Origin of the sequence: Xanthomonas sp. D-109 (genome assembly GCF_017746095.1) — a bacterium.
In the GTDB taxonomy this organism is placed as follows: Bacteria; Pseudomonadota; Gammaproteobacteria; order Xanthomonadales; family Xanthomonadaceae; genus Xanthomonas_A; species Xanthomonas_A sacchari.
Map to the genome: position 1 here is coordinate 1 of NZ_JAGHWV010000022.1, position 20,286 is coordinate 20,286.

12 protein-coding genes are annotated in these 20,286 nt (G+C 69.5%); 6 read left to right on the forward strand and 6 right to left on the reverse strand.

Annotation, left to right across the window (positions count from 1 at the left end; genetic code table 11):
* Together J7357_RS17760 and rpoE are read right to left on the reverse strand one after the other, a co-directional pair.
* Window positions 1-490 (reverse strand): sigma-E factor negative regulatory protein (locus tag J7357_RS17760; protein ID WP_209248507.1); only part of this gene is annotated, 490 nt, incomplete at its 3' end.
* Window positions 487-1,107 carry an RNA polymerase sigma factor RpoE gene (gene rpoE, locus J7357_RS17765; RefSeq protein ID WP_010340494.1) on the reverse strand — a complete coding sequence of 207 codons (621 nt, stop codon included), beginning with the start codon at window positions 1,105-1,107 and terminating at the stop codon, window positions 487-489. The genes rpoE and J7357_RS17760, both read right to left, overlap by 4 nt.
* 239 nt (window positions 1,108-1,346) lie before the next feature.
* Here rpoE and J7357_RS17770 point away from each other — a divergent pair, with 239 nt between their 5' ends.
* The gene (locus J7357_RS17770; protein WP_209248509.1) at window positions 1,347-3,410 is read left to right on the forward strand and encodes a 3-hydroxyacyl-CoA dehydrogenase NAD-binding domain-containing protein; all 2,064 of its coding nucleotides are present in this window, start codon (window positions 1,347-1,349) and stop codon (window positions 3,408-3,410) included.
* 255 nt (window positions 3,411-3,665) lie between these two features.
* On the opposite strand, the gene J7357_RS17775 is transcribed toward J7357_RS17770, so the two are convergent.
* The 3 genes from J7357_RS17775 to J7357_RS17785 all read right to left on the reverse strand — a co-directional run bounded on the left by J7357_RS17775 (window position 3,666) and on the right by J7357_RS17785 (window position 6,717).
* Window positions 3,666-4,664 (reverse strand): cation diffusion facilitator family transporter, encoded by a 999-nt coding sequence (locus J7357_RS17775; protein ID WP_209248511.1) that lies wholly within the window; start codon window positions 4,662-4,664, stop codon window positions 3,666-3,668.
* 277 nt (window positions 4,665-4,941) lie between these two features.
* Window positions 4,942-5,553, reverse strand: coding sequence for a DUF4142 domain-containing protein (locus tag J7357_RS17780; RefSeq protein WP_209248521.1), 612 nt, complete (start codon window positions 5,551-5,553; stop codon window positions 4,942-4,944).
* Between the two features lie 156 nt (window positions 5,554-5,709).
* The gene (locus J7357_RS17785; protein WP_244667636.1) at window positions 5,710-6,717 is read right to left on the reverse strand and encodes a putative sulfate exporter family transporter; all 1,008 of its coding nucleotides are present in this window, start codon (window positions 6,715-6,717) and stop codon (window positions 5,710-5,712) included.
* A gap of 104 nt (window positions 6,718-6,821) precedes the next feature.
* Between J7357_RS17785 and J7357_RS17790 the strand changes: the two genes are divergently transcribed.
* The 4 genes from J7357_RS17790 (at window position 6,822) to galA (ending at window position 14,500) form a co-directional block, all read left to right on the forward strand.
* Window positions 6,822-7,715, forward strand: coding sequence for a LysR substrate-binding domain-containing protein (locus J7357_RS17790; RefSeq protein ID WP_209248513.1), 894 nt, complete (start codon window positions 6,822-6,824; stop codon window positions 7,713-7,715).
* A gap of 332 nt (window positions 7,716-8,047) precedes the next feature.
* The gene (locus J7357_RS17795; RefSeq protein WP_043092743.1) at window positions 8,048-10,750 is read left to right on the forward strand and encodes a TonB-dependent receptor; all 2,703 of its coding nucleotides are present in this window, start codon (window positions 8,048-8,050) and stop codon (window positions 10,748-10,750) included.
* A gap of 16 nt (window positions 10,751-10,766) precedes the next feature.
* A complete protein-coding gene (locus tag J7357_RS17800) occupies window positions 10,767-11,942 on the forward strand; it encodes an arabinogalactan endo-1,4-beta-galactosidase (protein WP_209248515.1) in 1,176 nt (391 codons plus the stop codon).
* Window positions 11,939-14,500, forward strand: a complete 2,562-nt coding sequence (gene galA, locus J7357_RS17805; RefSeq protein ID WP_209248517.1) for a beta-galactosidase GalA — start codon at window positions 11,939-11,941, stop codon at window positions 14,498-14,500. The genes J7357_RS17800 and galA overlap by 4 nt, the downstream gene beginning before the upstream one ends.
* Window positions 14,501-14,762: 262 nt before the next feature.
* Here the strand turns inward: galA and J7357_RS17810 are convergent, their stop codons facing one another.
* Window positions 14,763-16,691, reverse strand: a complete 1,929-nt coding sequence (locus tag J7357_RS17810; RefSeq protein ID WP_209248519.1) for an alpha-L-fucosidase — start codon at window positions 16,689-16,691, stop codon at window positions 14,763-14,765.
* A 445-nt stretch (window positions 16,692-17,136) separates the two neighbouring features.
* Here J7357_RS17810 and mutS point away from each other — a divergent pair, with 445 nt between their 5' ends.
* Window positions 17,137-19,749: a DNA mismatch repair protein MutS gene (gene mutS, locus J7357_RS17815; RefSeq protein ID WP_150409265.1), complete on the forward strand. Its 2,613-nt coding sequence runs from the start codon at window positions 17,137-17,139 to the stop codon at window positions 19,747-19,749.
* Window positions 19,750-20,286 lie beyond the last annotated feature (537 nt).

The following is a 20,286-nucleotide window of genomic DNA, read 5'->3' on the forward strand; positions in this document are numbered from 1 at the left end:
CCTGCGGCGTGGCGGCGGCCGGCGTTGGGGTCGGCGCGGCGGCATCGGCGACCTGCGCCGGCGGCAACGCCTCGGGGGTCTGCGGCAGGCGCTGGGTCACGAACAGCGCGAGCACCGCGACCGAGGCGGCCAGGGCCGCACTGCCGCCCCAGCGCCAGCTGCGGCGCTTGCCGGTGGCGCTGGCCGCCTCGGCACGCGCGGCCTGCTGCGCTTCGGCGGCCACCGCCTGGCGCACGCGGGCACTGAAATCGCTGGGCGCCGGCACGCTGACGCGGCCGCGCAGGATGTCGCCGCACAGCTGCCAGCGCTCGTGGCAGCCGGACAATTCCTCGTCGTGCTGCAGCCGGCGCAGCACGAAGCGCGCTTCGTCGGCCGGCAGTTCGCCGTCGATCAGCGCGGACAGTTGCTGCCGGTAGTGCAGCTCGAACTTGTCCGGCGCTGCGCTGTCGGGCGCCGGCACTGGCTTGGGAAAGGGCGTGCTATCGGTCATACGCGGTGTCGCTCACGGGTGGCGCTGTCGGTATCCAGCAGGGGACGGAGTTCGGCGTCGATGGCCTCGCGGGCGCGGAAGATCCGCGAACGCACGGTGCCGATCGGGCAGCCCATCTTCTGCGCGATGTCCTCGTAGCTCATGCCCTCCACCTCGCGCAGGGTGATGGCGGTGCGCAACTCTTCCGGCAAGGCGTCGACCGCCTTCATCACCGTGCGCTCCAGTTCCTGGCGCATCAGCTCGCGCTCGGGCGTGTCGGTGTCGCGCAGCCGAGTGCCGCTGTCGAACTGCTCGGCATCGAGCACGTCGACATCGTCGGTGGGCGGCCTGCGGTTGTGCGCGACCAGGTAGTTCTTGGCGGTGTTCACGGCGATCCGGTGCAACCATGTGGAGAACTGGGCGTCGCCGCGGAAACTCCCGATCGCGCGGTAGGCGCGGATGAAAGTGTCCTGGGCCACGTCCTGACATTCGCTCCAGTCGGCGATGTAGCGCCCGATCAGGCCGACGATCCGATGCTGGTACTTGCGCACCAGCACATCGAACGCCGCGCTTTCGCCGCGCTGCACACGCCGGACCAGTTCCAGGTCCAGCTCCTGGGGTGTTTCGACATCGGCCATAGCGGGCCGCACTCCTGTCAGCCCAACCTACGTCGGACCCTCTGACCGCCAATTCGGAAAAAAGTTCAGCGCCCCTCAGCGGATCGCCGCCCCACGACGTTAACCGGCGTTCCGTTAGGCTGGCGCAAGGCCAGCGGTCGCGGGACGCGCCTCAATTCCCCTGCATTGGGATTTGACGCGACGGAAACAACCTCTGGATGATAACGATCTTCTCCATACACAAGCGGATGGTCCTCCCCATGCTTTCAGGCTTCGACGGGCTCCGATTCAGTCACTGGCAGGCGGACATCCGCGGGGACGGCGTGGTCGTGCTCAGCCTCGATCGCCAGGACGCCCCCGTCAACGCGCTGTCGCAGGACGTGCTGCTGGAGCTGGGCGACCTGCTCGAGCGCATCGCCATCGACCCGCCCAAGGGCGTGGTGATCCGCTCGGCCAAGGACAACGGTTTCATCGCCGGCGCCGATCTCAAGGAATTCCAGGAATTCGACCGCCGCGGCACCGTCAACGACGCCATCCGCCGCGGCCAGGCCACGTTCCAGAAACTCGCCGAGCTGCCCTGCCCCACGGTCGCGGCGATCCACGGCTTCTGCATGGGCGGCGGCACCGAGATCGCCCTGGCCTGCCGCTACCGCGTCGCCTCCAGCGATGCGGCCACCCGCATCGGCCTGCCCGAGACCAAGCTCGGCATCTTCCCCGGCTGGGGCGGCAGCGCGCGCCTGCCGCGGCTGATCGGCGCGCCGGCGGCGATGGACCTGATGCTCACCGGGCGCACCGTGTCGGCCTCGGCGGCACGCGCGATGGGCCTGGTCGACAAGGTCGCCGCGCCCGCCGTGCTCACCGATACCGCGGTGGCGCTGGCGCTGTCCGGCACCGCCCGTCCCTTCAAGCAGCGCGCCACCGCCTGGGCCACCAATACCTGGCCGGCGCGCAAGCTGCTGGCGCCGCAGATGCGCAAGCAGGTGGCGCGCAAGGCGCGCAAGGAGCACTACCCGGCGCCGTACGCGCTGATCGGGGTGTGGGAACGCAGCGGCGGCAGCGGCATCCAGGCGCGCCTGGACGCCGAGCGCAAGGCGGTGGTCAAGCTGGCCAGCACGCCGACCGCGCGCAACCTGATCCGCATCTTCTTCCTCACCGAGCGGCTCAAGGCGCTGGGCGGGAAGGAGCACGGCATCCGCCACGTGCACGTGGTCGGCGCCGGGGTGATGGGCGGCGACATCGCCGCCTGGTCGGCCTACAAGGGCTTCGAGGTGACCCTGCAGGACCGCGAGCAGCGCTTCATCGACGGGGCGCTGAGCCGCGCCGGCGACCTGTTCGCCAAGCGGGTCAAGGACGACAGCAAGCGCCCGGCGGTGGCGGCACGGCTGAAGGGCGACCTGGCCGGCGACGGCGTGCCGAGCGCCGACTTGGTGATCGAGGCGATCATCGAGAACCCGCAGGCCAAGCGCGAGCTGTACCAGTCGCTGGAACCGCGCATGCAGCCGAATGCGCTGCTCAGCACCAACACCTCCTCGATCCCGCTGACCGAACTGCGCGAGCACATCCAGCGCCCGGCGCAGTTCGGCGGCCTGCACTACTTCAACCCGGTCGCGCAGATGCCGCTGGTGGAGATCGTCTGTCACGACGGCCTGGCGCCGGAGAACCAGAAGCGGCTGGCCGCCTTCTGCAAGGCGATCGACAAGTTGCCGGTGCCGGTTGCCGGCACGCCCGGCTTCCTGGTCAACCGCGTGCTGTTCCCGTACATGCTGGAAGCGGCCACCGCCTATGCCGAAGGCATTCCCGGCCCGGCGATCGACAAGGCCGCGGTCAAGTTCGGCATGCCGATGGGGCCGATCGAACTGATCGACACCGTGGGCCTGGACGTGGCCGCGGGCGTGGGCGCCGAACTGGCACCGTTCCTGGGCCTGCCGATTCCGGCGGCACTGCAGACGGTGGAGCCGGGCAAGCGCGGCAAGAAGGACGGTCAGGGCCTGTACGCGTGGGAGAACGGCCGCGCCAAGAAGCCCGAACTGCCGAAGGACTACCGCGCGCCGGACGACCTGGAAGACCGCCTGATCCTGCCGCTGCTCAACGAAGCGGTGGCCTGCCTGCACGAGGGCGTGGTCGCCGATGCCGACCTGCTCGATGCCGGCGTGATCTTCGGCACCGGCTTCGCCCCGTTCCGCGGCGGCCCGATCCAGTACATCCGCGCCGCCGGCGCCGATGTCCTGCTGGCGCGCCTGCGCGCCCTGCACACGCGCTACGGCGAGCGTTTCGCCCCGCGTCCGGGTTGGGAGTCGCCGGCGTTGCGCGAACCGGTGGTCTGAGGCGCTCAGGCGATTCCATGTAGGAGCGGTTTCAACCGCGACAGGCGATATTGGGAAAGCTCGTCGCGGCTGAAGCCGCTGCTACGAAAGCGGCTCATGGCGCCGGGTGAAGCGCAGCCGTCGAGGCGGACACCCCTGTAGGACTTGCAGGAGCGGCTTCAGCCGCGACCGGCATTCCCGGTAAACGCAGGCGACCAACTCCCAACGAAAGACGCACGCTGCGCCTGCACGCACGTCATCGCGCAGCAGCGCCAATTACGGATGCGAGTGCCCGTGCGCATGCCCATGTGCGCGATGCCCATGAGCATGATCGTCATGACCATGCCCGTGATGGCCGTGCCCACCACCCTCGCCCGCCGCCGGCGCGCCGCACGGCGTGGCGCCGCAATGGCCGGCTTCCATCTGCAAGGTGATGTGGTCGATGTCGAACTGCGCATGCAGGCCATCGCATAGCGCGGCGCGCACTGCATCGGCATCGCCGCCCTCGGCCACCACCACGTGCGCGGTCAGCGCCGGGGTGCTGGAGGCCAGCGCCCACACGTGCAGGTCGTGCACGCTGGCCACGCCGGGCGCGGCCTGCAGGTAGCCGCGCACCGCATCCAGGTCCACGCCCTTGGGCACGCCCTCCAGCAGCACGTTGACCGCTTCGCGCAGCAACACCCAGGTCCGCGGCAACACCCACAGGCCGATCAGCACCGCCAGGATCGGATCGATCAGCTTCCAGCCGGTGACGCGGATCGCCAGCGCGCCGACGATCACCGCGACCGAGCCGAGCATGTCGCTCCACACTTCCAGGTAGGCGCCCTTCATGTTGAGGCTCTCGCCGCTGCCGGCCTTGAGCAGGCGCATCGAGATCAGGTTGATCAGCAGGCCGAACGCGGCGATGCCGAGCATGCCGACGGTGGCGATCTCCTGCGGCTGGCGGAAGCGCTGCACCGCCTCCCACAGGATGTAGCCGGCGACCACGAACAGCAGCGCGCCATTGACCAGCGCGCCCAGCGCCTCCAGCCGCGCGTAGCCGTAGCTGCGCTTGGCATCGGGCGGGCGCCGGCTCAGCCGCACCGCGATCAGCGCGATCATCAGCGCCAGCGTATCGGTGGCCATGTGCGCGGCGTCGGACAGCAGCGCCAGGCTGTTGGTGAGGAAGGCGCCGGCGACCTCCACCACCAGGAACAGCGCGGTGAGGCCGAGGGCCCACCACAGAGGGCGCTCGTGGCGGATTTCGGTAGGGGCGTGGCTGTGATCGTGGCCCATGGGGCGACCCGACGATGCGGAGGAAGATGGCCGCTACCTTAGGCCGCCGTCTGCGCGGAGACTATTACACCGTTCGACAGCCATACCTTTGGACAGCGGCACGCGCTCTTGTGCTCTTGTGCAGCCGATGGACCGCAAGCAGACACGGCAACCAGGCACACCAGATGCCGGGCTCAGCAAGTCTGGTCGCGGCGCGACCTGCCACACGCTGGCCAAGGAAGAGGCGCGACGCACGAAAGCGCGGATCTCGGCATGGCGGCCGAGACCCGCACGACGCTCAACGGGCCGGCGCCGCCGATGGCGCGCCGGCGCTCCGCAACTGCTGCGCCTTGGCCAGGTGCTCGGCCACGTGGGCGCGCGTGGTGCGCAGATGCGCGGCCACGTCCGGGGTCTTCGCGACGGGGATCAGGGTGCTGTCGAGCATCTGCAGCGCGGCCTGGTGATCCTTGACCATCGCCATGACATAGGCCTGTTCGAAGCGGTCGCCGTCCAGGGCCTGCAGCTTGCCGGCCTCCGCCTTGGCCTGCTGCATCTGCTGCTGCGCCGGCGCGGCTTTCGCATCAGGCCCCCACGGCGCGATCTTGGCGTTGTTGTCCGAGTGCTCCTTGACCATCTGCATGGCGTAGTCGCGCACCGGGCCCTTGACCTGCTTCTGCAAGGCCAGGTTGCCGGCGTTGATCTCGCTGGTGTTGATCGCCGACAGCACGCCAAGCGCCTGCTTTTCGTCGAGCGCGGACGCGCGCGCGCCTTGCGCGCCCTGCATGCCGGTCGACGTCTGCGCGGCAGACGTCGACGGCGCTTGCTGGTGCATCGCGCCGGGATCGGGACTGCCGGCCTGGCCGGACGTATCGGTCTGCGCATGCGCAAGGCCGACGCCGAGAACCGACATCAGCGCCAGAGAGAAAGCGGAACGGGAATGACGCATGACAATCTCCTTTGCATGACAGGTATCGCCATGCTCCGCGGCCTTTCGTGAGCGCTTGGTTGAACGTGGGTGCAGGCGATGCGAAATGCTGCAGATGCACGCGGACTGCGGCGCCCACGCCTACGGCAACCAGCGCAGCAGCAATACGCTGAGGCTGGCCAGTGCCAGCAGCGAGAGCGTGCCGGCCGCCAAGACGCGGCCGCCGGACGCAAGCACCGTGCGCAGATTCACCGACAGTCCCAACGCGGCCATCGCCACCAGGGTGAACAGCAGCGACAGCGACTGCGCCGCTTCGATGAGCGACGCCGGTAGCACGCCCAGCGCGCGCAGGCCCATCATGCCGACGAAGCCGAACACGAACCACGGCACCAGCGCGTGCGTCGGGCGCCGCTGTGTTGATGATCCACCACGCACCAGCCCCAGCAGCAGCATCACCGGCCCGAGCATCAGCACCCGCATCAGCTTGACCAGCGCACCGACCTGCGCGCTCAGCGCGCCCACCGGCACGGTCGCCGCCAGCACCTGCGGCACCGCGTACACGGTCAGGCCGGCGAGGATGCCGTAGTGGCGCTGATCCAGGCCCAGCACGGGCACCGCCAGCGGCAACAGCAACACCACCAGCACGCCCAGCGCAGCGGTGAAGGCGATCGCTGCAGCGACATCCTCGGAGTCGGCGTCGATCACCGGCGCCGCCGCCACGATCGCCGAATTGCCGCAGATCGCATTGCCGCAGGCGACCAGCGTGGCCAGCTGCGACGGCAGGCCCAGCGCGCGACCGATGCCGTAGCCGATGGCGATCGCCAGCAGCACCACCGCGGCGATGGCGCCCAGCAACAGGCCGCCGGCAGCGCCGATGGCGCCGATCCCGACCGAGGCGCCGAGCAGCACGATGGCCAGCTCCAGCGGCAGCTTGGCGGCGAAGGCGATGCCGGCGTGCGTGGACGGCGGCAGGCGCCACGCCGTGGGCAGCAAGGTGCCGAGCACGATCGCGAATACCAGCGCGTCGATCCAGCGCCGGCCCAGCCACTGCAGTTGCGCGCGCTCGGCCAGCCAGGCCAAGGCCGCCACGCCGATGGCCAGGGCCAGCCCGGGCAGCAAGGCCGAAGGTCGGTGCAGTGATACGTGCATGGGCGCGATCCGGAGCGAAGTGGCGACAGGCTGCGCCCGCGAACCGTTCCGATCCATCGCATAATTGCGCACACTTCATTCTGTCTATCCGAACGGTCTCCCCCATGACCCTGGAACAACTTGCCCTGTTCGTGGCGGTGGCCGAGCGCCAGCACCTGACCCAGGGTGCACAGGCCGCGCACCGCACGCCGTCGGCCGCCAGTGCCGCGATCAAGGCGTTGGAGCAGCAATACGGGGTAGCGCTGTTCGACCGGGTCGGCCGCGGCCTGGTGCTGACCGCGGCCGGTGCGGCGTTCTGCGAGGACGCCAAGGCGATCCTGGCGCGCAGCCGCGCGGCCGAACTGGCGCTGAGCGAGTGGCGCGGCGTGCTGCGCGGCACCCTCGACCTGCACGCCAGCCAGACCGTGGCCAGCTATTGGCTGCCGACCCGGCTGATGGCCTTCCATGCGCGCTATCCGCAGATCGAGATCCGCCTGAGCGTGGGCAACACCGACAGCGTGGCACGCGCGGTGCGCGAGGGACGCGCCGAACTGGGCTTCGTCGAGGGCCGCGTGCAGGCCCCTGAACTGCTGAGTTCGGCGCTGGACCACGACCGGCTGCGCGTGGTGGCCGCACCGGACCACCCGCTGGCCGGGCGCCGCCGCCCCAGGCTGGCGCGACTGGTCGCCGACAGCACCTGGATCATGCGCGAGCCTGGCTCGGGCACGCGCTCGGCGTTCGAGGCGGCGCTGCGCGATGCCGGCATCGCCCCGGAACGCCTGCGCGTGGCCCTGTCCCTGCCCTCCAACGAAGCGGTGCTGTCGGCGGTCCAGGCCGGGCGCAGCCTGGCGGCGATCTCGCAACTGGCCGCGGCGCCGTGGCTGGAGAGCGGCCGCCTGCAGGGCATCGAGGTGACGCTGGCCGAACGCACCTTCCATGTCCTGCGCCACCGCGAACGCGGCCTGGGCGCGGCGGCCGCCGCCCTGCTCGACTTGCAGGCGCAGCCCACCACGACCTGAGCGTGGCGTGGCGTGGCGAGGAGCGAGACGCGCCGCGCGACATCCATTCCAAAACGAGATAGCCCTCGGCAAATGCTTCATTGGAATGGAATGCCTGTCGCTTCTATCCTCGCTCCCGGTCTCTCGCGCGCCAGGGCAGCGGAAAGGGGATGTCCACGGCGCCGCCGCCGGACATGCCGCGCATGCCCTGCCGTGTCGACGGATACGCCATCGAGGACAGCGATCGGGACAGCCCGCAGACATGCACGGCGCCCTGCCGATGCCTCCCGGGCCGGACGCCTCCGGCCCACGCCAACTTGCTCGGTCACTTTTTGTCCTGGGAGGGAACAAAAATGCCTTTGGAACAGTCCCGTCGCCCGCTCGGCCGGCGCGCGCACCGCCCTGCCGCCCGCACCCTGCTGGGCGCGGCCATCGTCCTGGCCCTGTCCGGCAGCTTCGCCGCGCACGCGCAGAGCACCAGCGCCGATCCCGCGGCCACGCCACCCGCCAAGCCCGATGCCACGACCGACGCCAAGACCGGCCAGCAGCCGGTCACCCTGGACAACGTGATGGTGGTCGGCCAGCGCGCCAGCCTGGAACAGGCGGTGCAGGCCAAGCAGCTCGACGACCACGTGGTGGAAGTCATCTCCGCCGACAACATGGGGCAGATGCCCAACGTCACCGTGGCCGAGGCGCTGGTGCGCCTGCCCGGCGTCAACGGCACCCGCGACCGCGGCAACGAAAGCCTGGCCACCGTGCGCGGCCTGGGCCCGCGCATGACCATGGGCACCGTCAACGGCCGTGAGATCGCCTCCTCCGAACCCAACCGCGCGGTGCGCTGGGAAGTGTTCCCCACCGAGATCGTCTCCACCGTCAAGGTCTACAAGACCCCGTCGGCGGACCTGATCGCCGGCGGCATCGCCGCCACCGTGGACATCTCCACGATCAACCCGCTCGACCACACCGGCCCGACCTTCGTCGCCACCGCCGGCCCGGTCTACTACGACGAGGCCAAGGACGCGCGCGACTACTCGCCGTGGGGCCAGCGCCTGGGCGCGAGCTGGATCCACCGCATCAACGACAACCTGGCGGTCGCGCTCGGCGCCACCTACCAGAAGCAGAAGAACGCCGGCGTCTCGATCGGCAGCTGGGGCTACACCGACGCCAGCAACGCGCGCGATGTGGATGGCGACGGCAAGGTCGACTACACCCCCTGGGGCGCGGCCGACCAGCTCAAGCTGACCGAGCAGACCCGCACCGGCGCCATGGGCACCGTGCAGTGGCGCTCGGGCAACCTGGAACTCAAGCTCGACGGCCTGTACTCGCGCATCCGCATCGACGAGGACCAGCGCCAGAACTGGTTCAACAACCTCGGCTACAGCATCTACTCGGCCAGCAATCCGTACACCACCCCGGGTTCGTCCTACACCATCGTCGATGGCGACGTGGTCGCCGGCACCCTGGCCAATTCCAACCTCCAGGTGGACCACGTCATCGCCAACTACAACGAGGTCAAGACGCTGGCGGCCGGCGGCCTCAACGCCAAGTGGAGCGGCGACGTGTGGACGCTGGGCAGCGACCTGTCGTTCTCGCAGGCCAAGCGCGACAACGACTGGCGCGCGGTGCGCTTCGGCAGCAACCCGGACACGGTGTCGTTCGACTTCCGCCATGGCGTCACCCCCACCATCAGCACCAGTTCCGACGCGCCGGAATGGGGCATCAGCGGCCAGACCGAGCCGCAGGCGCTGCGCGACCGCATTGCCGCGCTGGCGCTGAGCGCGAGTCGCGCGATCGAGGATTCGCCGGTCACCGCGCTGGAATTCGGCGCCCGCGCGTCACGCCGCGAGAAGCAGAACCGCCACTTCACCAGCTTCCAGTCCGGCTACAGCCAGCCGATCTCGGCCTACCAGGACCTGATCTACCCGGTGACGATGCCGGACCTGAACGTGCCGACCCTGACCGGCGGCGACCTGGACGCGATCGCCAAGCTCGGCTTCGGCGGTTTCGATCCCAGCCTGGCCGCCGAGCAGCGCCTGGATCACTGGAACGTCGAGGAAAACGTGCGCGAGGCCTTCGCCAAGGCGGTGTTCAGTTCGCAGTGGTTCGGCGTGGACGTCACCGGCAACGCCGGCGTGCGCGTGGTCCACACCGACACCGACAGCCATGGCTACGACACCGTCGGCGGCGTGGTGCAGCCGAGCAGCGCCGGCAAGACCTACACCGACGTGCTGCCCAGCGCCACGGTCAACTTCCTGATCGATCCCGAGCGCATCCTGCGCGTGTCGGTGGCCAAGGTGATGGCGCGGCCGCCGCTGGACGAACTGCGCACCGGGCGCGCGCTCGACGATCCCAACACCACCGTCGGCCAGCTCACCGGCAGCGGCGGCAACCCGCAGCTCAATCCGTTCCGCGCCACCCAGCTCGACCTGTCCTACGAGTGGTACTTCCACAAGGAAGCGCTGGCGGCGCTGGCGCTGTACCGCAAGTGGGTGGATTCGAGCATCGGCTACAAGACCCAGCACGAGACCATCGACGGCCGCGACTACCTGATCAGCGGTCCGTTCAACGGCGGCGGCGGCTACATCAACGGTGCCGAGCTGACCTTCCAGACCCCGTTCTTCTTCATCCCGCACATGGAGAACTTCGGCATCTACTCGAACTACTCGTACGTGGAATCCAACCTGCACGAGTTCTCGCCGGCGGACAATCCGCTGCCGCTCAGCGGCCTGGCGCGCAACACCGGCACGCTGGACCTCTGGTACAACAACAGCAAGTTCGAAGCGCGGATCGGCTACAAGTACCACAGCCCCTACACCGTGGTGTACGGCTGGAACGCGGCGCGGCTGGCGCGACTGGAGAGCGAAGGCACGGTGGACCTGAGCCTGGCGTGGCGCTACAGCGAGCACCTGGGCTTCAAGTTCCAGGTCGGCAACCTGACCAACGAACCGCTGCGCGCCTACAGCGACAACAAGCGCAACCGGCTCGCCAACCAGGACGATGGCGGCTACCAGCTATTCGGCCGCCGCTTCGCCCTGGAAGCGACCTACACGTTCTGAGCCGGTGGAGACCCGCATGCGATCCAGACGCACCTGGCTGCCGGCGCTCGCGCTGGCCCTCGCCACCGCCCTCGCCGCGCCCCTGGCCGGCGCCGGCACGCTGTACCTCGGCGCCGACCTGTCCTACGTCAACGAGATGGAGGATTGCGGCGTGCAGTACCGCGACCACGGCGCGCTGCGCGACCCGTTCGAGCTGTTCCACGCGCACGGCGCCAACCTGGTGCGCGTGCGCCTGTGGAACGATGCGCGCTGGACCCGCTACAGCGACCTGAGCGACGTCAAGAAGACCATCCGCCGCGCGCGCGCGCAGGGCATGCAGGTGCTGCTGGACTTCCACTACTCCGACGACTGGGCCGACGGCGAGAAGCAACTGATTCCCAAGGCCTGGGCCAGCATCACCGACCAGGACGAACTGGCGCGCACGCTGTACGGCTTCACCTACGACACGCTCAGCGCGCTGGACCGCGCCGGGCTGATGCCGGAACTGGTGCAAGTGGGCAACGAAAGCAATTCCGACCTGATGGACAGCCAGCCCTGGGACAAGCGCCGGCCGATCGACTGGACCCGCAACGCCAAGCTGTTCAACGCCGGCATCAAGGCGGTGCGCGACGCCGGCGCCCGCTCGACGATCAAGCCCAAGGTGATGCTGCATATCGCCCAGCCGGAGAACGTGGAGCCGTGGTTCGCCGACGCCGCCAAGGCCGGCGTGCGCGACTTCGACTTCATCGGCATCAGCTACTACCGCAAGTGGTCGCGCGAGACCATGGACCAGCTCGGCGCCACCATCAAGCGCCTGCGCCAGCGCTATCCGGCCGAAGTGATGGTGGTGGAGACCGCCTATCCGTGGACGCTGGAAAGCGGCGACCCCTCGCCCAACCTGCTCGGCGCCGACTCGCTGATCAAGGGCTACCCGGCCACCCCGCAGGGCCAGTTGAACTACCTGGTCGACCTCACCCAACTGGTGGTCGACAACGGCGGCAGCGGCGTCGTGTACTGGGAGCCGGCCTGGACCAGCAACACCTGCAAGACCCGCTGGGGCGTCGGCTCCTCGTGGGAGAACGCCAGCTTCTTCGATTTCCGCCACGCCAACGAACTGCTGCCCGGCATCGGCTTCATGCAGCACGCCTACCGCCCGGCGCCGGCCACGACGACCGGCAAGGGTGCCGCGCCGGCGCAGGACGCGCAGCCATGATCGAACTGAGCCGCCGCGACCTGCTGCGCTCGCTGGTCGCCGGCGGCGTGCAGGTGGCGGTGCCCGGTGCCGCCGCGGCGCTGGCGCCGGCCGCGCTGGCCGCCACGCCCACCGGCAGCAATGCCAGTGCGCCGCTCGCGCTGGATCTGGACGACGATGCCCCGCGCCAGCGTCTGCTGTGCGACGGCGGCTGGCGTTTCCATCTCGGCCACGCCGACGATCCGGCGCGCGACTTCAATTTCGGCACCTTCCAGCGCACCTACGCCAAGGCCGGCAAGGACACCGCCGATGCGGCCCTGCTCGGCTTCGACGACAGCGATTGGGAGCGCATCGACCTGCCGCACGACTGGGCGGTGGCGCTGCCGCCGCGCCAGGATCCGACCTCCACCCTGGTCAACGGCGAAGACCCGGCCGCCGCGCACGGCTACAAGCCGCTGGGCCGCACCGATCCGCAGACCAGCATCGGCTGGTACCGGCGCGTGCTGGAGATTCCGGCAGAGGACCTGGGCAAGCGCATCAGCCTGGAATTCGACGGCGTGTTCCGCGACTGCATCGTGTTCTGCAACGGCCACATCGTCGGCCGCAACGGCAGCGGCTACTGTGGCTTCGAGGTCGACCTCAGCGACGTGCTCGACTACGGCGCCAAAAACATCATCGCCGTGCGCGTGGATGCCACGCTCGGCGAAGGCTGGTTCTACGAAGGCGCCGGCATCTATCGCCACGTCTGGCTGCGCACCACCGACGCACTGCACGTGCCGATGGACGGCGTGTACGTGCGCAGCGCCTGGGACGGCGGCGACGCACAGGCGCTGGTGGAGACCGAACTCGGCAACCACGGCGCGACGCCGCGGCAGTGCAGCGTGGTCTCGGTGATCCGCGCGCCGGACGGACGCATCGTCACCCAGGCCAGTTCCGCGCCGATCACGGTCGAGCCCGGCGTGGTGCAGCGCGTGCAGCAGACGCTGGACCTGGGCACGCCCGCGCCGTGGTCGCCGGAGAACCCGCAACGCTACACGCTGTCCACGCGCCTGCTCGGCGACGGGCGTACCTGCGACGCGACCACCACCCACTTCGGCGTGCGCCGCCTGCAGTTCGATCCGCAGCGCGGCCTGCTGCTCAATGGCGCGGCCTACAAGCTGCACGGCACCAACAACCACCAGGACCATGCCGGCGTCGGCACCGCCATTCCCGACCGCCTGCACGAATGGCGCCTGCGCCAGCTCAAGTCGATGGGCTGCAACGCTTATCGCAGCGCGCACAACCCGGCCTCGCCCGCCGTGCTGGAACTGTGCGACCGGCTGGGCCTGCTGCTGATCGACGAGACCCGGCGCATGTCCTCCGACGACGAGGCCATGGCCGAACTCACGTCGATGGTGCGGCGCGGCCGCAACCATCCCTGCGTGATGCTGTGGTCGCTGGGCAACGAAGAGCCGCAGATGGTCACCGCGCGCGGCGCACGCATCGTCGCGCGCATGCAGCGCCTGGTGCGGCGCCTGGACCCGAGCCGCCCCACCACCTTCGCCATGGACAAGGGCTTCGACGACGGCGTCGGCCAGGTCGTGGACGTGGTCGGCTTCAACTACCGCACCACGCAGATGGACGCCTTCCATGCGCGCCATCCGCAGATCCCGGTCTACGGCAGCGAGACCGGCAGCACCGTCGGCGTGCGCGGCAACTACCGCACCGACGACGTGCGCGGCTATGCCCGCGCCTACGACCTCGACTACCCCTGGTGGGCCAGCAGCGCCGAAGCCTGGTGGAGCTACGTCGCGCAGCGCCCATACATCGCTGGCGGCTTCGTCTGGACCGGCTTCGACTACCGCGGCGAGCCGACCCCGTACAACCGCTGGCCGAACGTGGCCTCGCAGTTCGGCATCCTCGACAGTTGCGGCTTTCCCAAGGACAACTACTGGTACTACCGCGGGCAATGGACCACCGCGCCGGTGCTGCACCTGTTCCCGCACTGGAACTGGGACGGCCTGCTGGACGAGCGCGACAATGGCATGGTCGACGTGTGGTGCCACAGCAACCTGGACGCGGTGGAACTGCTGGTCAATGGCGTCAGCCAGGGCCTGCAGCAGGTGCCGGCCTACGGCCATGTCGAGTGGCGCGTGCGCTACGCACCCGGCCGCATCGAAGCGCGCGGCTACCGCGGCGGCAAACAGGTGCTGACGCAGCTCCGCGAGACCGTGGGCGCCCCGGCCGCGGTGCGCCTGCGCTGCGAACGGGCGAATCTGCTGGCCGACGCCGAGGACGTGGCCGTGGTCGCGGTGGAGATCGTCGACGCCAAGGGCCGCGTCGTGCCCACCGCCAGCGACGCCGTGCGCTTCGCCGTCCGCGGCCCCGGCCGCCTGATCGGCGTGGGCAACGGCGACCCGTCCAGCCACGAACCCGACAAGGCCGACCAGCGCCGCGCCTTCAACGGTCTGTGCATGGCCTTGCTGCAGACCACGCGCGATGCCGGCACGCTGACACTGGAAGCGACCGCGCCCGGATTGGCGCCTGCGCGGCTGGCGCTGAAGAGTGTGCGTACCAAGCCGCGGCCGTTCGTCGCCTGAGGCGGCCGCGCGCTTTCGAGGCGCTGCGCGGCGCCATCGTCATGCGCTCCCGACTCGGTGCTCCTACGCGGCGCTGGCGCGCTAGCTACGCCCGCACAAACCGTGGTCGGCACACGCGCTACACACAATGACGTGAAGCCACTGACGCTTCATTCCGAAGCCGATCTACGACGCCTCGCCAGCATCGCCGCAGCCACGACGCTGCATCGCCCCGGCGATGCGCGCTCCCCCACCGCGCATCGCGGCGAGGGAGCGCCAGCCCTCACCGCAAGCGCGAGAAGGCACCGATCCCGGCGATCGCCAGCCGCTCGGCGGGCAGCGCCGTTTCGGCGAACGACAGCCGCAGGTAACGGATCTGCCGCACCTCGGGGAAATTCAGCCGCTGGGTCGAGAGCGCGTAGGCGATATTGGACAACTCGCCGCCACCGGCCGGCTGCCAGTGCTGGCCATCCTCGCTGCTTTCGGCGCGATAGCCCTTCGGCGGCGCCGCACCGTTCATCACCGTGCGCGAGGGGGTGAGGCTGAAGCCGGCGACCTGGCGCTGCGCACCGAGGTCGATGGTCACCTGCACGGGATGGTCCGGCGTGGGAGCGGGCACGACCCAGATCGTGCCGGCATCGTCGTCGAGCAACTTCTCCGCTCCCGGCGCACTGGCCGCAACGATGCGCCAACCCGCGGTGGACAGCACGTCCGGCGCGTTCGTCGTGGGCCGCGCGACCGCAACGGGCGCCACCGCGCGAAACAGCGCGAATTCGCTGATCGCCGGACAGACCGGCGCCTCGAGCACACGCAGGCGCACACGGCGCGCGGCAATCGGACGATCGAGCCGCAGGATCCGCTGCGCGCCGATGCATTGCGCTTCGGCCAAGCGCTGCCATTGCCCGTCCACCTCGGCGTCGATCGCGAAGCGGGTGACGCGCACGCCCAGCGGCAGGTATTCGCGCAGCCGGATCAGGTCGAAGCTCTGCGCCGCCGACAGTTCCAACGTCAGCGTCGGCGTGGTGACGTCGTCCGGCGTGGACCAGTAGCTGTCCGGCTGGCGGTCGAGCACACGCTCCGGCTCGAACCCGGGACCGCGCGACGCGCTGGCGCTGGCCTTGGCGCCCTTGGCCAGATCGATGGCGAAGCTGGCGCGGATCGCGTCGCCGAAGCTCTTTAACACCGCGACGTCATGGTCGGCGATGCGGCCGCGTCGGTCCGGCGGAAGATTGAGGTTCATGTTGGTGCCGCGCGCGACCGAGGTATCGAAGTAGCGCACAAGATTCTCCGGGCTGCGCACCTTGCCGTCTTCGTCGGCATGGTAGAACCAGCCCGGGCGGATCGAGGTGTTGGTTTCCGCAGGCCACCACAGCGCCCCGCCTCGCACGCCGGCATTGCCGTTTTCCTGCGTGTAAGGCGCATTGGGCATGGTCGGCCAGCACGGATCGCCGGCCACGCCCTCTTCGTTGCCGACCCAACGGATATCTGCGCCCAGCGGGTCGAAGGTGCAGGCCATCGGCTGGTGTTGGTGGACCAGCTCGATCATCCGCGGCCAGTTGTAGTAGGCGGGGGCATCGATCTTGCGGGTTTCGCGCGCTCCACCGTAGTAACCGTCGCCACCGTTGGCGCCGTCGAACCAGAACTCGAACAGGTCGCCATAACCCGTGCACAGCTCGACGATCTGCTTGCGGAAATAGTCGAGATAGCCGGGGCGGCCATACTCGGCGTGGTTGCGATCCCAGGGCGAGAGATAGATGCCGAAGGCCAGGCCGGCACGCCGGCACGCCGCGGCCATTTCGCCGACGATGTCGCCCTTGCCGTTCTTGTAGGGCGAATTGCGAATGCAATGCTCGGTCAGGCGCGTCGGCCACAGGCAGAAGCCATCGTGGTGCTTGGCGGTGAAGATGATCCCTTTGAGGTTGCCGGCCTTGGCCGCAGCGACGATCTGATCGGCGGAGAAATCGCTGGGATCGAATCTGCGCGGATCTTCGTCGCCGTAACCCCATTCCTTGTCGGTGAAGGTGTTCATCGCAAAATGCACGAAGGCGTATTGCTCCCACCGGTGCCACCGCAGCTGCCGCGCGCTTGGCACGGCGCCCCACGGTGCCGGCCCTTTCGGACGCGGTGCGGCCACGATCTGGGCGGCGGATGCGCTGAAGCCCGCGGCGACGGCCACGACACCCGTGGCAAGAAAGGTACGACGATCGATCATGGACGCCTCCGGCTCTACACAAGCCCGGATCTTAGCTTTTCCAACGGCGAAACAGTCCTGCCCGAAACGACACACGGGCATTCAAAGGGCACAACGTCACCGTGTGGCCGATCCTCCGCCGCATGCTCGGGAATTGCACTGCGTGCTGTCGCCGGTCCACTTTTTTACGGACAATGGCAACTGGCACCGAGACGACTCGCACGCAGTGGCTACGGACTCGGCATTGCACGTGCTGCGTGCGCATCGGACATTCGCTGTCTCGCGCTTGGCCTTCCTGCCGTTGCCCGTGGAAACGGTGCGGCCCCGACATTGCACCGTGGATCGGCAGGTGGCGCATCGAACCACGCACCGGGCTGGCGCCGCGCCGCGCTGTCATTTGCTGCCGACACCCGTCCATACTTGTCCACAGACAGTCACCCCGAAACTCATTAAGTCACTGAATCAGATGCAGAATCGAGAAAAGACCCACGTTCCTGGAAGCGCAGCGGAGCACACCCCGCTGATGAAACAGTTCTTCGCCGCAAAGTCCGAGTACCCGGACCTGCTGCTGTTCTTCCGCATGGGCGATTTCTACGAACTGTTCTACGACGACGCGCGCAAGGCCGCGCGGCTGCTGGACATCACCCTGACCCAGCGCGGCAGTTCCGGCGGTGCGCCAATCCCGATGGCCGGGGTGCCGGTGCATGCCTACGAGGGCTATCTGGCGCGGCTGGTGGCGCTGGGCGAATCGGTGGCGATCTGCGAGCAGATCGGCGATCCGGCGCTTGCCAAAGGCTTGGTCGAGCGCAAGGTGGTGCGCATCGTCACCCCCGGCACGGTGACCGACGAGGCCTTGCTGGACGAGCGCCGCGACACCTTGCTGATGGCGATCGCACGCAACAAGCACGGCTACGGCCTGGCCTGGGCCGACCTGGCCGGCGGCCGCTTCCTGGTCAACGAGGTCGACAGCGAGGACGCGCTGGAGGCGGAACTGGCGCGGCTGGAGCCGGCCGAACTACTGGTGCCCGACGAGGACCAGTGGCCGGAATTCCTGCGCGAGCGCCGCGGCGTGCGCCGCCGGCCGCCGTGGCTGTTCGATGCCGACAGCGGCCGCCGCCAGTTGCTGGCGTTCTTCCAGTTGCACGATCTGAGCGGCTTCGGCATCGACGACAAGCCGCGCGCCACCGCGGCCGCCGGCGCCCTGCTCGGCTACGTGGAGGAAACCCAGAAGCAGCGCCTGCCGCACCTGACCGCGATCGCGATGGAGACCGCCGGCGAGGCGATCGCGATGAACGCGGCCACCCGCCGCCACCTGGAGCTGGACACGCGCGTCGATGGCGACACCCGCAACACTCTGCTCGGCGTGCTCGACAGCACGGTCACGCCGATGGGCGGGCGCCTGCTGCGGCGCTGGCTGCACCGCCCGCTGCGCCTGCGCGAGGTGCTGGTGCAGCGCCACCACGCGGTCGGCACGCTGATCGACCGCGGCGCCGACGCCGACCTGCGCGAGGCGTTCCGCGCGCTCGGCGACGTCGAACGCATCCTCACCCGCGTTGCCCTGCGGTCGGCGCGCCCGCGCGACTTCTCCACCCTGCGCGACGGCCTGGGCCTGCTGCCGAAGGTGCGCGCGGTCCTGGCACCGCTGGATTCGCCGCGGCTGGCCGCGCTGGCGGCGGAGCTGGGCCAGCACGACGAGATCGCGCACCTGCTGGCGTCGGCGATCGCCGAGCAGCCGCCGCTCAAGCTCAGCGACGGCGGCGTCATCGCTGCCGACTACGACGCCGAACTGGACGAACTGCGCCGGCTCAGCACCAACGCCGACCAGTTCCTGATCGACCTGGAAGCGCGCGAACGCGCCAACAGCGGCATCGCCACGCTGAAGGTCGGCTACAACCGCGTGCACGGTTACTACATCGAGATCAGCAAGGGCCAGGCCGACAAGGCGCCGGTGCACTACAGCCGGCGCCAGACCCTGACCAACGCCGAACGCTACATCACCGAGGAACTGAAGAACTTCGAGGACAAGGTGCTGTCGGCGCGCGAGCGCGCGTTGTCGCGCGAGAAGCTGCTCTACGAAGGGTTGCTGGACACGCTGGGGGAGCGCCTGGAGCCGCTCAAGCGCGCCGCCGCCGCGCTCAGCGAACTGGACGTGCTGGCCGGCTTCGCCGAACGCGCGCAGGCGCTGGACTGGACCCAGCCGGAACTGGAGACCGGTGCGTGCCTGCGCATCGAACGCGGCCGCCACCCGGTGGTGGAAGCGGTGCGCGAGCAGCCGTTCGAACCGAACGACCTGGACCTGCACCCCGACCGCCGCATGCTGGTGATCACCGGCCCGAACATGGGCGGTAAATCGACCTACATGCGCCAGAACGCGCTGATCGTGCTGCTCGCGCACATCGGCAGCTACGTGCCGGCGCGGCGTGCGGTGATCGGCCCGATCGACCGCATCCTCACCCGCATCGGCGCCGGCGACGACCTGGCCCGCGGCCAGTCCACCTTCATGGTCGAAATGGCCGAGACCAGCTACATCCTGCACCACGCCACCGCGCAGTCGCTGGTGCTGATGGACGAGATCGGCCGCGGCACCTCCACCTACGACGGCCTGGCGCTGGCCGACGCGGTGGCGCGCCATCTCGCCCACCACAACCGCTGCTACACGCTGTTCGCCACGCACTATTTCGAGCTGACCGCGCTGGCCGACGAATCGGTCGAAGGCGGCGCCAGCGGCATCGCCAACGTGCACCTGGACGCGGTCGAACACGGCGACCGCCTGGTGTTCATGCATGCGGTCAAGGACGGCCCGGCCAACCGCAGCTTCGGCCTGCAGGTGGCGGCGCTGGCCGGCCTGCCCAAGGCCACCGTGGCGCAGGCGCGGCGACGCCTGGCGGAACTGGAACAACGCGGCGGCGAGAGCCACGCCTCGCAGATGGCGCCGCAGGCCTTGGACGCCCCGCAGCAGTTCGGCCTGTTCGCGGCCACGCCGTCGGCTGCGCAGGAGGCGCTGGCCGCACTGGATCCGGACGAACTCACGCCCAAGCAGGCGCTGGAAGCGCTGTACCGGCTCAAGTCGCTGCTGTAGGCGGCCTGCGATTTAGCCCCTCTCCCATCGGGAGAGGGGTTGGGGTGAGGGTTCGGCGCGAAGCGTCTCACAGCGCCAGGACACACGAGGCTGCGCCCGCACCCTCATCCGCCCCTTCGGGGCACCTTCTCCCGGAGGGAGAAGGAAAGCGCTAGAGCCCCTCTCCCCCCGGGAGAGGGGTTAGGGTGAGGGTCCGGCGCGAAGCGTCTCGCAGGGTCAGGACGCACGAGGCTGCGCACGTACCCTCATCCGCCCCTTCGGGGCACCTTCTCCCGGAGGGAGAAGGGAAGTGCCAAAGCCCCTCTCCCCCCGGGAGAGGGGTTGGGGTGAGGGTCCGGCGCGAAGCGTCTCGCAGCGTCAGGACGCACGAGGCTGCGCCCGCACCCTCATCCGCCCCTTCGGGGCACCTTCTCCCAAGGGGAGAAGGAAAGCGCTAGAGCCCCTCTCCCCCCGGGAGAGGGGTTGGGGTGAGGGGCCGGCGCGAAGCGTCTCGCAGGGTCAGGACCACGAGGCTGCGCCCGTACCCCACAACCCCCC

Bases quoted from the DNA above. Each gene is read 5' to 3' on its own strand.
- J7357_RS17810 (WP_209248519.1), bottom strand. From the start codon at position 16,691: ATGATCGATCGTCGTACCTTTCTTGCCACGGGTGTCGTGGCCGTCGCC.
- mutS (WP_150409265.1), top strand. From the start codon at position 17,137: ATGCAGAATCGAGAAAAGACCCACGTTCCTGGAAGCGCAGCGGAGCAC.
- J7357_RS17795 (WP_043092743.1), top strand. From the start codon at position 8,048: ATGCCTTTGGAACAGTCCCGTCGCCCGCTCGGCCGGCGCGCGCACCGC.
- J7357_RS17780 (WP_209248521.1), bottom strand. From the start codon at position 5,553: ATGTCGGTTCTCGGCGTCGGCCTTGCGCATGCGCAGACCGATACGTCC.
- J7357_RS17800 (WP_209248515.1), top strand. From the start codon at position 10,767: ATGCGATCCAGACGCACCTGGCTGCCGGCGCTCGCGCTGGCCCTCGCC.
- J7357_RS17775 (WP_209248511.1), bottom strand. From the start codon at position 4,664: ATGGGCCACGATCACAGCCACGCCCCTACCGAAATCCGCCACGAGCGC.
- J7357_RS17785 (WP_244667636.1), bottom strand. From the start codon at position 6,717: ATGCACGTATCACTGCACCGACCTTCGGCCTTGCTGCCCGGGCTGGCC.
- J7357_RS17770 (WP_209248509.1), top strand. From the start codon at position 1,347: ATGCTTTCAGGCTTCGACGGGCTCCGATTCAGTCACTGGCAGGCGGAC.
- rpoE (WP_010340494.1), bottom strand. From the start codon at position 1,107: ATGGCCGATGTCGAAACACCCCAGGAGCTGGACCTGGAACTGGTCCGG.
- J7357_RS17790 (WP_209248513.1), top strand. From the start codon at position 6,822: ATGACCCTGGAACAACTTGCCCTGTTCGTGGCGGTGGCCGAGCGCCAG.
- galA (WP_209248517.1), top strand. From the start codon at position 11,939: ATGATCGAACTGAGCCGCCGCGACCTGCTGCGCTCGCTGGTCGCCGGC.